The following is a 13,773-nucleotide window of genomic DNA, read 5'->3' as shown; positions in this document are numbered from 1 at the left end:
GCTCCACGGACTGATGGGCCGTGCCTCCCACTGGGCGTCCACGGCCCGCTGGGTGAGCGGAGCGTCACCGCGCGGTCGCCCTTGACCAGCGCGGTCACGGCCGCAGCGACAAGCCGGCCGAGGGGTCCGGGGTCAGCAGGGGAACGGCGCTACCACCGGCCGCATCCAGGTCGCCTGGACCCGCTTGCCGTGCGGCAGCGGGCAGACCTCCACCCGTCCCGCGAGCTTCAGCACCATGTGCCAGCCGAATCCGCCGCCGCCGGTGAAGTCGGGCTCGCGCGGCACGGGAGGCAGCGGGCTGGAGTCGTCCATCTCCACCACCAGCGTGTCCTGCCCTGCCGTCAGATGCAGCTGCCACCAGCCCGCGGTGTGCCGGGCCGCGTTGGCGGCCAGCTCGGAGACGACCAGCAGTACCGCGTCGAGGTCGGCCCAGGGGCAGTGCTGCAGCAGGAATTCCGCGGTGGCCCGGCGGGCACCCGCGCTGTCTCTGTGTGGCGACTGATCAATCACCACGTGCGGCTCTGCGTTCATCACAGCTCGCATACCCCACTTGTCGCCCTTCTATCAGCCCGTGCACTTTACGTGTCGCCCGACCGGGATGACGAGAGTGTCGTACGCAGCGCCTCGGCGACCGCGGCCGCCAGTGCCGCATGGCCCTTGTCGTCGGGGTGTCTGAGCGTGCGCGCATGAGGTCGACGACGGCCTCCTCCATCGACGTACGCAGCTCGGCGAGCGTGACGCCGAGGCGGTTGGGGGTCTGCTCGGCGTCGGGGCGCAGCACGGGGGAGACCAGCAGCAGCGGGTGTGCGGGTGCCCCTGGCGCACGAGCGCGATGAACGCGCGCGTCGTCTCGTACAGCAGTGGGGCGGAACAGGGGATCCCGGCCCTGCAGTTGGTGCCGAAGACGAGCGTGATCGCGTCGGCCGGAAGTGCCGCGAGCTGCTGAGCGGTGGACAGCTCGCCGCGGGCCGGCTCCGGCGTAGCAACACAGTTGCCGCCGTGCCACAGGGCGAAGCAGTGGGCGATCTCCCGCAGCCCGTCGGTCGGACCCGGCACAGAGGCGCGGTAACGGATCTCGACCGCCTCCGCGCCCTCAGCCGTGAACTCCAGCCGTACACCGATGGGCAGCGCCGCGTGCTCGGCGGTGTCCCACGGCAGCCTGGCCAGATCCGCCGGATCGGCGCGTACCGCCCGCCCGTCGTCCAGCCAGGCCACCCCGCGCAGAAAGGGGCTGGGGTCGAGCCTCGTCACGCGAACCTCCACGCGTCGGGGTGATGTTCATTTACCTGCTGGAAACATTGCGTTGTCCATGCCACGTCGCGTAGCTTGACTGCCCCTACCGGTGGGTAACCACCGCTGAGTTGTCCTATCGTTCTGGGGAGACCATGCGTCGGCGACTGCGCCGCCCCACGATCCGTGGCCGGATCGTGACTCTGACGGTCATACCCGTCATCGCTCTGATGGCGCTGTGGACCTTCGCCATGGTGTCGGTGACCGGAGACCTGCGGGCTCTGATCCGCGTACAGGGTGTGTACGAGAGCTTCGGCACGCCGGTCGACACCGCTGTCGGCCAGATCCAGATCGAACGCCGGATCTCCGCCGAGTATCTGGGAGCGGGACGGCAGGACAGCCCGGCCGCCGTCGCCGCGCTCACCCAGCAGCAGCGTTCGACCGACCGGGCCGTGCGGGCCATGCGGGACGCGATCGCGAACCAGGAGCGGCGCGAGGATCTCTCCGCCCGGCAGCGGCAGTCCCTCGACGCGATGGACAGCGCAGTCGACGGGCTCGAGCCCCTGCGCGAGAGGGTAATGGCCCGGACGATCTCCTGGGACGGCGCGGTCGACGCGTACACCGCGATGGTCGAGCCGACCTTCGACGTACAGTCCACGCTCACCGCACTGCAGGCCGGTCAGATGGCCCGCGAGGCGCAGGTCGTCGTCGAGCTGGTGCGCGTACGGGAGTTCGTCTCACGGGAGGACGCGCTGGTCGCCGGTGCGCGCGCCGCGGGGTACCTCACCGACAGCCAGTACGACGCGCTGACCGCCACCATCGAGGACCGGCGGGTCTTCCAGCGTACGTATGTCCCCGACCTCCCGGACGACTCCCGGCGGCTGTTCGCCGCCTTCGAGCAGAGCGATGAGTACCGGGCGCTGACCGCAGGAGAGAACGCACTGCTGCGGGTGGGCGCGGCGGACGCGGGCGAGGCCATGGCGGCGGACTCCTGGCGGACCACGACGGACCGCGCGGTCAAGCGGTACATGCTGCTGTGCACCGATGCGGCGCTCAACACGGCCGATCGCGGCCGGGCCTTCGCCTACCGAGAGATGATCAAGGCCGCTGTCGTCGGCGTGCTCGGGCTGATCGCGGTCGGCCTGTCGATCTGGTTCTCGGTGGCCAGTGGCCGGCGCATCTCGCGCCGGCTGGAGGAACTGCGCGACGCCGCCGATGAGCTGGCCACCCGCCAGCTGCCCGAGGTGATGGAACGGCTCGGCGCGGGCGAAGAGGTCGACGCGGCCGCGACCGCCCCGCCGCTCGACTTCGGCGACGAAGCCAGAGGGCTCGACGAGATCGGCCAGGTCGGCCGAGCGCTCAACACCGCCCGCCTGGCGGCCGTCGAGGCCGCCGTCAAACAGGCGACCCTGCGCCGTGGCGTCTTCGTCGTCCTGCTCAACATCGCCCGGCGCAACCAGTCGCTGGTCCACCGTCAGTCCAAGCTGGTCGACACCCTGGAACGGCGTACGAGCGATCCGGACACGCTGGAGGACCTGTTCCGGATCGACCATCTGACGACCCGGATGCGCCGGCACGCCGAAGGGCTCATCATCCTCTCCGGTGCCACGCCCGGCCGCCGTTGGCGCAAGCCGGTGCCCGTGGCCGACATCGTGTCCGCGGCGGTCGGCGAGATCGAGGACTACACCCGGGCCGTGGTGCCGCCCATGCCCGCGGTGGGCATCAGCGCCGAGGCGGTGGCCGACGTGGTGCACCTGGTCGCCGAACTGGTCGAGAACGCGGCCGTGTTCTCCCCGCCGCACACCCAGGTCACGATGCGGACCGGGCATGCCCGCAACGGTTTTGTGCTGGAGATCGACGATCGCGGGCTCGGCATGGACGCGGACGAACTGGCGCTGGCGCACCGGACGCTGGCGCACCCGCGGGACTTCGACCCGGCGCAGGACGAGCGCCTCGGCCTGTACGTCGTCGGCCGACTTGCCGAGCGGCACGGCATCGGGGTGACCCTCACCAGGTCGCCGTACGGCGGCACCACGGCTGTGGTGCTCCTGCCGAACACGATCCTCGCCCCCGTCGAGCCGGCCGACCGGCCGAGCGGTGCGGAAGCGGAGGAGAAGCCCGCGCCGGTGCGTACGCTGCCCGCGCGCCGGGCGCTGGAGTCCGTCCCTCCGGTGCACGACCGCGCCCCGGAGGACCCCGCCGCCACGGCGCCCGCCGAGTCAGGGCGGCCGTCCGCCGGAGCGGAACCGCCCCCAGGCCCGGGCGCACCCGCACGCCCGGGCGCCGGCGCACCTCCGGCCGAGGCAGGCCCGCCGTCCGCCGGAGCGGAACCGCCCACCCGGGCTGAGCCTCCCACCCGGGCCGAGCCTCCCGCAGAGGACGCGCCTCCGCTCCAGCTGCCCACACGCGTACGCCAGGCCTCACTCGCCGCACCCCTCCGCGAGGCGCACCCCACCGCGGCCGAGGGCCCCGAGCGCGACGTTTCCCCGGAAGAAATGCGCTCGATCTTCGGAGCCTTCCATCTCGGCCTCGACCGCGGCCGCAAGGGCGATCCGGTCGGCCCTGCGTCGCCGAGAGCCGTGCCGCACCCCCGCACGGCAGATGAAGGGACGGACGACGATGGCTGACGAAAGCACCGGCGACCAGAGCGCCGGCGATCAGTCGGGCCTCGGCTGGCTGCTGGACGATCTGCTGGCCAGGACCGACCACGTCCGCCAGGCGGTGCTGTTGACGGCCGACGGCCTGGTCAGCAGTGCGTCCCGCGGCATGGTCAGGAGGGACATCGAGCATCTCTCCGCGGTCTGCGCAGGCTTCCACAGCCTCGCCAAGGAAGCGGGCCTCCGCTTCGAGGCCGGGAAGGTACGGCAGACCATGGTCATGCTCGACAACGCGTTTCTCTTCATCACCCCGGCCGGCCACGGCAGCAGGCTCGCGGTGCTGTCCGACATCGAGACCGACGTCGGACAGCTGGCCCATGAAATGACGCTGCTGGTCAGGCGAGTGGGCCGGCACATGGCCGTCCCCACCCGCTCGGCCGCCGAGGCCACCGACGCCTAACCCGTGAGCGACCACTGGTACGAGGACGAGACCGGTCCCCTGGTACGGCCCTACACCGTCACACAGGGCCGGACCCGTCCCGCCTCCGAGCACACCCTCGACCTGATGTCGCAGGTCACGGCCATCGACCCGGTGGGTCCCGAGCCGCGGCTCGACCATGCCCGCAGCTCGCTGCTCGACCTGGTACGCCGCGAGCCGCGCCCGGTCGCGGAGATCGCCGCCGACGCGGACCTGCCGCTGACCGTCGTACGTGTCCTGCTCGTCGATCTGGTCGAAGCCGGACTCGTCCGCGTCTGTGAACCGGTCACCCGCGAGGTCATGAACGACCCCGAGCTGCTGCGCGAAATCGTGGAGCGCCTGCGGGAGCTGTGACGTTGTCATTCACTTCGGCGCAATGTTTCCCCGTGATGCCCGTCATCGCGCAATAGACGCCGCCGATGCGCAACAACGCTGCATTACGGGCGTGAGCTGCGGCCTCGTAGGCTCGGGCCCCGTACCAGGAGTGGCGGTGATCGCCTCCTCGGCGGTCCCTCACCTCATGCGCGGGCTCATCCGTCATGCCCGCGGGCCGCCGCCGATCACCCGTCGCCGACCCGCAGCCATGAAGGAGCCCCCGCAGTGCTGGACCACGGCGAAGCCCCACCCACGACCGATCCTTCGCGTGCCGAGACCCGCGGTCTCGGCACCGCGCTGATGCGGCGCAAGCCCGTCGAGCGCTTGGTTGCCGAGGGCGGTCAGGGCGAGGGCGGCACGCTCCGCCGCTCGCTCTCCCTGTGGCAGCTGACCATGATCAGCATCGGTGCCACGCTCGGCACCGGCATCTTCGTGTCCCGGTGACCCCGATCCTGGGCCTCCTGTTCTGCCTCTGCATGATGTTCAGCCTTCCCGGCGCCACCTGGGCGGTGTTCGGAGGCTGGATGATCGCGGGCATCATGTTCTACTTCGGTTACGGCATGCGCCGCTCCCGACTGGCCACGGCAGAGAAGTGATCCACCCGCAGTGCGACTGAACGATCTCGACGAACGCATCGTCCACGCCCTCGCCGAGGATGCCCGCCGCTCCTACGCGGACATCGGCTCCGAGGTGGGCCTCTCCGCCCCCGCCGTCAAGCGGCGGGTCGACCGGCTGCGCGCCGAAGGCGCCATCACCGGCTTCACCGTACGGGTGGACCCGGCGGCGCTCGGCTGGGAGACCGAGGGTTTCGTAGAGATCTACTGTCGCCAGAACACCTCGCCCAACGACATCCGCCGCGGCCTGGAGCGCTACCCGGAGGTCGTGTCCGCCTCAACCGTCACCGGTGAGGCGGACGCGATCGTCCAGGTCTTCGCCTCCGACATGCGCCACTTCGAGCGTGTGCTGGAGCGGATCGCGGGCGAGCCGTTCGTGGAGCGCACCAAGTCGGTGCTGGTGCTCTCCCCGCTGCTGCGGCGCTTCTCTTCGGGCGTGCCCGCCTGAGCCGCAGAAACCGGGATGGGCAGAGCTTCGGGTTCCAGCGCAGCACCCTGAAGTCGCCCGTCCCCGCGACCTCCTCGAACGGCGCCGGGCCCACGCACTTCGGCAGCTCCTGGGCCTCAACGGGGCTGCCCGTGGTGGCCCCGCCGTAACCGAGCCGGTCCTTCCCGCCCAGGTCGTGGACGGTGATGCCGACCCGCTTGCCCTTCGCGCCCGTCAGGTCCGAGTCGGTGATGCCACCGCTCACCAGGGCCACCTTGCCGCCGGTCAGCAGGCAGTCGGTGCTGGCCTTCGCCCAGGCGCCCCCGCCGTTCAGATGTGTACGACGGCGGACGGATTCCGGCCCGCGCAATGAATCACCGCCGCGGCCGCCGATTGCGCAATGGATCGAGCATTGACGCGCAACGTTCCCGCCTTGTCCGGGTGGATGGCCGGGCCGTACCGTCTTTAATCGTCTTCCTCACCCCTGCACACCGCCCGAGGTCAGCCATGCCGCCGCTGCGCACTGCCCTGCTCCAGAGTTCCGGCCGACCGGGCTCGGTCGCCGAGAATCTCAAGGTGCTGGACGAGGCCGCGGGCCGCGCCGCTGCCGCCGGCGCCGGGCTGCTGGTCTGCCCCGAGATGTTCCTGACCGGGTACGCGATCGGCGACGACGTGCCGCTGCTGGCCGAGCCCGCCGACGGCGCCGGCGCGCGGTCCGTCGCTCAGATCGCCAAACGGCACGGCATCGCCGTCGTCTACGGATACCCGGAGCGCGAGGGCGAGCGAAGCGAGATGGGGGTCCCCCCGGCCGTAGGCTGGGGGAGAAGCGAGATGGGGGTCCCCCCGGCCGTAGGCAGGGGGAGGATCTTCAACTCCGCGCAGCTGATCGGACCTGACGGCGAGCGCCTGGCGAACTACCGCAAGACCCATCTCTTCGGCTGCTACGAGCAGCAGTGGTTCACCCCGGGTGGCGAACCCGTCGTCCAGGCGGAGCTCGGCGGGATCCGGATCGGCATGCTGATCTGCTACGACGTCGAGTTCCCGGAGAACGTCCGGGCGCACGCGCTCGCCGGCACCGATCTGGTGGTGGTTCCCACCGCCCAGATGCACCCTTTCCAGTTCGTCCCCGAGTCCCTCGTCCCGGTGCGGGCCTTCGAGAGCCAGATGTACATCGCGTACGTGAACAGGACGGGACCGGAGGGCGAGTTCGAGTTCGTCGGACTCAGCTGCCTCGCGGGCCCCGACGGCGCACCCCGCGCCCGCGCCGGACGCGGCGAGGAACTGGTCGTCGGCGAGGTGGACCCGGCCTTCCTGAGCGCCTCGCGCGAGGCCAATCCGTACCTGCGCGACCGCCGGCCCGGCCTGTACGCCTCGCTCGGCTGACCCCCCTCCCGCTCAACGCTCACCTTTTCCGTGCAAGGAGTCCGCACCCCATGACGTCCACGGTGCCCACCGCTGTCCAGCACACCGACGCGCAGCCGCCGATCACCATGTTCGGTCCGGACTTTCCGTACGCGTACGACGACTTCCTCGCCCACCCGGCCGGCCTCGGCCAGATACCGGCGACCGAGCACGGCACCGAGGTCGCGGTGATCGGCGGCGGGCTGTCCGGCCTGGTCGCCGCGTACGAGCTGATGAAGATGGGCCTCAAGCCGGTCGTCTACGAGGCGGACCGGATCGGTGGCCGGCTGCGCACCGCCGGCTTCGAGGGCTGCGATCCCGAGCTGACCGCCGAGATGGGCGCGATGCGCTTCCCGCCCTCCTCCACCGCGCTGCAGCACTACATCGACCTGGTTGGCCTGACCACGCAGCCCTTCCCCAACCCCCTCGCCCCCGGCACCCCGTCGACCGTCGTCGACCTCAAGGGCGAGTCGCACTACGCCGAGACCATCGACGATCTGCCGCAGGTATACCGCGATGTGATGGACGCCTGGAACGCCTGTCTGGAGGAGGGCGCCGACTTCTCCGACATGAACCGCGCCATGCGCGAGCGCGATGTGCCGCGCATACGCGAGATCTGGGCGAAGCTGGTGGAGAAGCTCGACAACCAGACCTTCTACGGTTTCCTCTGCGAGTCCGAGGCCTTCAAGTCCTTCCGGCACCGCGAGATCTTCGGCCAGGTCGGCTTCGGCACGGGCGGCTGGGACACCGACTTCCCCAACTCCATCCTGGAGATCCTGCGCGTCGTCTACTCCGAGGCCGACGACCACCACCGCGGCATCGTCGAAGGCAGCCAGCAGCTGCCGCTGCGGCTCTGGGAGCGCGAGCCCGAGAAGATCGTGCACTGGGCACAGGGCACGTCCCTGAAGTCCCTCCACGACGGCGACCCGCGCCCGGCCGTCACCCGGCTGCACCGCACCGCGGGCAACCGGATCACTGTGACCGACGCCTCCGGCGACATCCGTACGTACCAGGCCGCCATCTTCACCGCGCAGTCCTGGATGCTGCTGTCCAAGATCGCCTGCGACGACTCGCTCTTCCCCATCGACCACTGGACGGCGATGGAGCGGACCCACTACATGGAGTCGTCCAAGCTCTTCGTTCCGGTCGACCGGCCCTTCTGGCTGGACAAGGCCGTCGACGACAGGGGGAATCCGACCGGCCGCGACGTCATGTCGATGACGCTCACCGACCGGATGACCCGCGGTACGTATCTGCTGGACAACGGCCCTGACAAGCCCGCCGTCATCTGCCTCTCGTACACCTGGTGCGACGACAGCCTCAAGTGGCTGCCGCTGTCAGCGAACGAGCGGATGGAGGTCATGTTCAAGTCACTCGGCGAGATCTACCCCAAGGTCGACATCCGCAGCCACGTCATCGGCAACCCGGTGACCGTGTCCTGGGAGAACGAGCCGTACTTCATGGGCGCGTTCAAGGCGAACCTGCCCGGCCACTACCGCTACCAGCGGCGGCTGTTCACCCACTTCATGCAGGACCGGCTGCCCGAGGACAAGCGCGGCATGTTCCTGGCGGGCGACGACATCTCCTGGACGGCGGGCTGGGCCGAGGGCGCCGTGCAGACCGCGCTGAACGCGGTGTGGGGCGTGATGAACCACTTCGGTGGTACGACCGACCCGAGCAACCCGGGCCCGGGCGACCTCTATGACGAGATCGCTCCGGTCGAGCTGCCGGAGGACTGAGCCCGGGACTGAGCTTCCGTCCGGGGCCGGCCGCGATCCGGCCGGCCCCTGACGGTCATCAAACGATCAGGCGCCTCAGGGCCAGGGAGTGAGCAAACAGCGCCCGACGAGTCCGACTCCGGTGTCCAGTCGCTCGGTGAACTCCTCGGCCAGGCCCGGGAGTTCCCGTACGCCCCACAGCAGCCGCGCCGCAGACCAGGCGCCGTCGCGGGCCCGGTCCAGGCTCCAGGAGCCGAGCAGATGCGTGAGCGGATCGGCAACCTCGAGCAGATCGGGGCCAGGCATCAGATCCTCGCGGATACGCTCCTCCAGCAGGGTGAGGATGTCGCCCACGCGGTCGAACTCGCCCTCCAGATCGGACGGTTCGCAGCCAAGCGCATGACAGGTGTCCAACACCGCGAGCGCCAGATCGTGCCCGATGTGCGCATTGATGCCGGCGAGGGCGAACTGCAGCGGTCGTACGCCGGGATGGCGCCGGTACTGGAACAGCGGCCGCCAGCAGGCCGGCGGGCGGTGGCCCGCGGTCGCAGCGTCCACGGCCGTCAGATAGCGCCGGGCGAAAAGGACGTCCAGGGTGACGGCGGCGCGCCGGTCGGGGAACTCGCCGCCGTCGATGCGCCGGTCGATCTCCTCCGTCACGGCCAGATAGACGCGGTTGAAGACGGCCACCCCGTCCGTGGCCGGCCAGTGGGAGCGGAAGGAGTGCATCCGCTCCACCACGGTGTCGACCGGGACTTGCTCCGTGTGCGCCATGGAGGCAGCGTCCCAGCCATGGGCTCGGCGGCATGGTGCCGGGCCGGGGCTTCCCCAGAACGGGGGACCCGCGAACGGGTGTCGGTCTCGGCGTCATGCATCGAGGTGCCCGAGCTCTGCTGACACGCAGTCCCATCCGTGAATCATGCGCGCGGCATTGTCAGCCGTACCTGGTAGCCCTACGCTCGCACGGTCTCGTTCGTGAATCATGTTCACGTATCTGATGGGAGTGCTTGATGACCGGAAGTCCCCGACGGCGCCTTGGAGTTGTGCTCGCCGCCGTCGCCGCCTGTGTCACCGTCCTCGTACCGATCGCGTCGTCCCAGGCCGCGGCGTCCGGCTCGTCTCGGGCGCCCAAGACCGTGGTAATGGACGGAAAGCGGCTCCTGCAGGCCAAGGCGCGGCTCGGCCACGGCGATCCGGCGCTGCGCAGGGCGGCCAAGGACCTGGTCGCCCGCGCGGACGACTGGCTGGGGCAGGGGCCCTGGACGGTCGTGGACAAGCCCAAGCCGGCGCCGAGCGGCGACCCCCACGACTATCTGAGTCAGGCGCCCTACTGGTGGCCCTCGCAGCCCAAGACGCCCGAGAATCCCTGGGGTTGCCCGTACGTCCAGCGTGACGGCGAGCGCAATCCCGAGGTCGACACCGGCACGGACCGGCCCGACATCGGCAAGGTCGTGGGCTCGGTCACCACGCTGAGCCTGGCCTGGTACTACACGGGCAAGAAGCAGTACGCCGAGCACGCCTCGAAGGTCCTGCGCACCTGGTTCGTGGACCCGGCGACCCGGATGAACCCCCATCTGAACCATGGGCAGTTCATCCCCTGCAAGTACGACGGCAGGGCGATCGGCATCATCGACTTCTCGCAGCAGTACACCAGCGTCCTGGACGCCATCGCGATCCTCGACACGGGAGCGCCCGGCTGGTCCGGGAGCGACCGGGCCGGTATGCGGGCCTGGAACGTGTCCTTCTTGGACTGGCTGGTGAATTCCCCCTTCGGCAAGCAGGAGGCGGCAGCCGAGAACAACCACGGCACCTTCCACGACATGCAGGTCGCCGCGCTCGCGCTTGCCACCGGCGACAAGGACCTCGCGCGCAAGGTCGTCCGCGACGTCGGCGGGCTGCGGATCGACCCGCAGATAGCGGCCGACGGCAGCCAGCCCCAGGAGCTCGCCCGGACCCGCAGCTGGCACTACTCGACCTTCGACCTGGTCGCGTACACCCGGCTGGCGGCCATCGGCGAGCACGTCGGCGTGGACCTGTGGGCCTACCGGGGTCTGCAGGGTCAGAGCCTGTTCAAAGCGGTCGACTATCTCCTGCCCGCGGCGACGGGGGCGGCCGCGTGGCCGCATCCGGAGCTGGAGTTCTACCGCTTCGCGGCGAGCGATGTCGTGCACGCGGCCGCGGACGCCGGCGACCGCAAGGCCAAGGCGGCGGTGCCGCGGCTGGAGACGCCGCCGGGCGGGGACCTGTGGGCGTTGCGGCCCGCGGCGGAACAGCTCGACTCGATCGCGGGCTGATCCGGGGCTTGTCCCCCACCCCACCCCTTCCCGAAACCACGGGCTCCGGGGCGGAGCCCCGAAAATCAGCCTCGCCGGCGTTTGAGGCGCGGGGTCTGGGGCGGAGCCTCAGTTACGGGAAGGGGGCGGGTAGGGGACCTCAGGCCCGCGGCTCCGGCACGGCCGAGCTCGGCGTACCGGACTTCGCCCTCTCCCGTCCCCCCGACCGCAGCACCCCCGCCCCCAGAACCAGGCCGAACGCGAGCGCCGTCACCAGGCCGAACGACACCACCAGGCTCGTCGCGTCGGCGACCGCGCCGATCGCCGACGGGGCGATCAGTCCCGAGGTGTACGTGATGGTTGCGACGCCCGCGATCGCCTGGCTGGGGTTGGGGCCGCTGCGCCCCGCCGCCGCGAAGGCCAGCGGTACGACGACGGCGACACCGAGCCCGATGAACGCGAAGCCGGCCATTGCCGTGGCCGGATGCGGCGCCACGACGACCAGCAGCCCGCCCGCGGTCGCCAGCACACCGCCCACCCGTACCGTCCGCACCGCCCCGAAGCGGTCCACGATCCGGTCGCCCGCGAACCGCGCCACCGCCATCGTCAGCGCGAAAGCCGTGGTCGACGCCGCCGCGAGACCGGCCGATGTGTCCATCACGTCCCGCAGATACACCGCCGACCAGTCCAGACTCGCGCCCTCCGCGAACACCGCGCAGAACCCGATCGCCCCGATGACCAGGGCCGACCTGGGCGGCAGCGCGAATCTCGGCGGCGGCTCCTCGCCGGGCTCGCTGCGCAGATCCAGTACGCCCTGACACGCGATCAGCCCGAGCGCGGTCAGCGTCGTGGCCGCGAGTGCGTGGTGCAGCCTCGCGTCGCTGCCAAGATGCGCGGCGAGCGTGCCGCCCGCGGAGCCGATCAACGCGCCGGCGCTCCACATGCCGTGCAGCCCGGACATGATCGAGCGGTCCATGCGGTTCTCGATCTCGACGCCCAGGGCGTTCATCGCCACGTCCGACATCCCAGCCGAGGCCCCGAACACGAAGAGCGCCGCGCACAACGTGAGGAGATTGGGGGCGAAGGACGGCAGGATCAGCGAGAGGGTCCACAGCGCGATCAGCCCGCGCAGGGCGTTGCGTGCGCCGAAGCGGTGGCTGACCGCCCCGGCCAGCGGCATCGCCACGGACGCGCCGAGCGCGGGGAAGGCGAGCGCCAGACCGAGCTGGCCGGCGCTGACGGCCGCATGGTCCTGAATCCAGGGGATACGGGTGGCGAAGCTGCCGGTGACCGCGCCGTGCACACAGAAGACCGCGGCGACGGCGTACCGCGCCCGCTTCAACTGCCCTTGCCCGAGGACCACTTCGTTCACCATGCCGATGCCCCTCCCGTCGACGTCGTGCGTAAACTATCAGGAACCCTGCCTGATAAATAGCGACGGAAGCGATCTGGAAGGATTCCGGCATGCCTGCATCTCCGAGCACCGCCCGGGCCATCAACGACCGGCTCGCGCTTCAACTGCTGCAGCAGGAAGGCCCGTTGACGGCAGGGCAGCTGAAGACCATGACCGGACTCTCCCGTCCCACCGTCGCCGACCTGGTGGAGCGGCTGCAGGGATCCGGCCTGATCCAGGTAGTCGGCGAGGCCGGCGCGCAGCGCCGCGGCCCCAATGCCCGGGTGTACGGGATCGTCGCCGACCGCGCGCACCTCGCCGCACTCGACGTCCGTACCCAGAGCGTCACCGTCGTCGTCGCCGATCTGCTCGGCGTCACCCTCGCCGAGGCCTCGCTTCCCATCGACGGCGACACCGGCACCGAACCCGCTGTCGAGCAGGCGGCCGCTCTGCTGGAGCGCACGGCCCTGGAGGCAGGTGAGGCCCGGCTGCACAGCGTCGGCATCGGCGCGCCCGGCCTGATCGACCCGGTCAGCGGCGAACTGCGCGACACCACCGGCCTGCCGGCCTGGCACCGCAGCCTCGTCGCCGCGCTCCAGGAACGGCTGCCGGCCCGGGTCATCGTCGAGAACGAGACCAATCTGGCGGCCGTCGCGGAGAAGCGCCTCGGCGCGGCCGCCGACCGCGACACGTTCGTCTTCCTGTGGCTCGGCCACGGCGTGGGTGCCGCCCTCTTCCTGGACGGCAGGCTCCGCCGGGGCGCCTCGGGCGGCGCGGGAGAAATCGGATTCCTGCCGGTGCCCGGCACGAACGGCACACCGTCCGCGGTCGACTGCGAGGGTGGCTTCCACTCGCTGGCCGGGTCCGCCGCGATCTGCGCGCTCGCCGCCCGGTACGGCATCGAGGCGGACCGGCCCCAGGAGCCCGCTGCCGCGGCGCTCGTACGCGAGGCCGTGGCATCCGGGCACGACGGCTTCCTCGACGCCCTCGCCCACCGGCTCTCCGTCGGCGTGGCCGCGGTCGCCGCCGTACTCGACCCGGGCTGTGTGGTCCTCGGCGGCGAGGTCGGCCACGCGGGCGGCGCACAGTTGGCCGCCAGGGTCGAGTCCCGGCTGGCCGCGCTGTCCCCGCTGCGTACGGAGGTACGCGCCGGAAAGCTGGGCGGCGCCGCGGTCCTGAGCGGCGCCCTGATCACCGCGCGTGAGGCGGCGCAGGACGAACTCTTCGCCCGCTGAAGGACGCCTAATGCTCAACCCGGAAGGCCGAA

The 13,773-nt window shown here is 70.9% G+C and carries 13 protein-coding genes and 2 pseudogenes; 11 read left to right on the top strand and 4 right to left on the bottom strand.

Going from position 1 to position 13,773, the window contains the following annotated elements; genetic code table 11:
* Nucleotides 1–125 (top strand): annotated as a pseudogene (locus ACWDO5_RS22045) (alpha/beta fold hydrolase); the annotation flags it as partial.
* A gap of 7 nt (nt 126–132) precedes the next feature.
* Here ACWDO5_RS22045 and ACWDO5_RS22040 read toward each other — a convergent pair.
* Together ACWDO5_RS22040 and ACWDO5_RS22035 are read right to left on the bottom strand one after the other, a co-directional pair.
* On the bottom strand, nt 133–531 hold the full coding sequence (locus ACWDO5_RS22040) for an ATP-binding protein (protein WP_450532039.1): 399 nt from the start codon (nt 529–531) through the stop codon (nt 133–135).
* Between the two features lie 33 nt (nt 532–564).
* Complete coding sequence (locus ACWDO5_RS22035) at nt 565–1,251, bottom strand: hypothetical protein (RefSeq protein WP_450532038.1); 687 nt, start codon at nt 1,249–1,251, stop codon at nt 565–567.
* A 134-nt stretch (nt 1,252–1,385) separates the two neighbouring features.
* Here ACWDO5_RS22035 and ACWDO5_RS22030 point away from each other — a divergent pair, with 134 nt between their 5' ends.
* From ACWDO5_RS22030 to ACWDO5_RS21995, 8 genes and pseudogenes are all read left to right on the top strand, one after another.
* Nucleotides 1,386–3,857, top strand: coding sequence for a nitrate- and nitrite sensing domain-containing protein (locus tag ACWDO5_RS22030; protein WP_450532037.1), 2,472 nt, complete (start codon nt 1,386–1,388; stop codon nt 3,855–3,857).
* Nucleotides 3,850–4,287, top strand: a complete 438-nt coding sequence (locus ACWDO5_RS22025; protein WP_450532036.1) for a roadblock/LC7 domain-containing protein — start codon at nt 3,850–3,852, stop codon at nt 4,285–4,287. Before ACWDO5_RS22030 ends, ACWDO5_RS22025 begins: the two co-directional genes overlap by 8 nt.
* Before the next feature lie 3 nt (nt 4,288–4,290).
* Entirely contained in the window at nt 4,291–4,659 is a 369-nt protein-coding gene (locus ACWDO5_RS22020) for a DUF742 domain-containing protein (protein ID WP_450532035.1), read from the top strand.
* Nucleotides 4,660–4,905: 246 nt separating this feature from the next.
* A pseudogene (locus tag ACWDO5_RS22015) lies at nt 4,906–5,115 on the top strand (amino acid permease); the annotation flags it as partial.
* A 5-nt stretch (nt 5,116–5,120) separates the two neighbouring features.
* Nucleotides 5,121–5,276, top strand: a complete 156-nt coding sequence (locus ACWDO5_RS22010) for an amino acid permease C-terminal domain-containing protein (protein WP_450532034.1) — start codon at nt 5,121–5,123, stop codon at nt 5,274–5,276.
* A 10-nt stretch (nt 5,277–5,286) separates the two neighbouring features.
* The gene (locus ACWDO5_RS22005) at nt 5,287–5,742 is read left to right on the top strand and encodes an Lrp/AsnC family transcriptional regulator (RefSeq protein ID WP_450532033.1); all 456 of its coding nucleotides are present in this window, start codon (nt 5,287–5,289) and stop codon (nt 5,740–5,742) included.
* A gap of 486 nt (nt 5,743–6,228) precedes the next feature.
* Nucleotides 6,229–7,104: a carbon-nitrogen hydrolase family protein gene (locus ACWDO5_RS22000; protein WP_450532032.1), complete on the top strand. Its 876-nt coding sequence runs from the start codon at nt 6,229–6,231 to the stop codon at nt 7,102–7,104.
* 50 nt (nt 7,105–7,154) lie between these two features.
* Nucleotides 7,155–8,861 (top strand): flavin monoamine oxidase family protein, encoded by a 1,707-nt coding sequence (locus ACWDO5_RS21995; RefSeq protein ID WP_450532031.1) that lies wholly within the window; start codon nt 7,155–7,157, stop codon nt 8,859–8,861.
* A 75-nt stretch (nt 8,862–8,936) separates the two neighbouring features.
* On the opposite strand, the gene ACWDO5_RS21990 is transcribed toward ACWDO5_RS21995, so the two are convergent.
* Nucleotides 8,937–9,614 carry a DUF5995 family protein gene (locus ACWDO5_RS21990; RefSeq protein ID WP_450532030.1) on the bottom strand — a complete coding sequence of 226 codons (678 nt, stop codon included), beginning with the start codon at nt 9,612–9,614 and terminating at the stop codon, nt 8,937–8,939.
* A gap of 236 nt (nt 9,615–9,850) precedes the next feature.
* On the opposite strand from ACWDO5_RS21990, the gene ACWDO5_RS21985 reads away from it, so the two are divergent.
* Nucleotides 9,851–11,134, top strand: coding sequence for an alginate lyase family protein (locus tag ACWDO5_RS21985; RefSeq protein WP_450532029.1), 1,284 nt, complete (start codon nt 9,851–9,853; stop codon nt 11,132–11,134).
* 139 nt (nt 11,135–11,273) lie between these two features.
* Here ACWDO5_RS21985 and ACWDO5_RS21980 read toward each other — a convergent pair whose 3' ends face one another.
* Nucleotides 11,274–12,488 (bottom strand): MFS transporter, encoded by a 1,215-nt coding sequence (locus ACWDO5_RS21980; protein WP_450532028.1) that lies wholly within the window; start codon nt 12,486–12,488, stop codon nt 11,274–11,276.
* Nucleotides 12,489–12,577: 89 nt separating this feature from the next.
* Here ACWDO5_RS21980 and ACWDO5_RS21975 point away from each other — a divergent pair, with 89 nt between their 5' ends.
* Nucleotides 12,578–13,741, top strand: coding sequence for an ROK family transcriptional regulator (locus tag ACWDO5_RS21975; RefSeq protein WP_450532027.1), 1,164 nt, complete (start codon nt 12,578–12,580; stop codon nt 13,739–13,741).
* Nucleotides 13,742–13,773: the final 32 nt, after the last annotated feature.

This window comes from Streptomyces sp. NPDC000880 (assembly GCF_053599675.1).
Note: the sequence above shows the minus strand (reverse complement) of the source record. Positions and strands in the feature narration are given on the sequence as shown.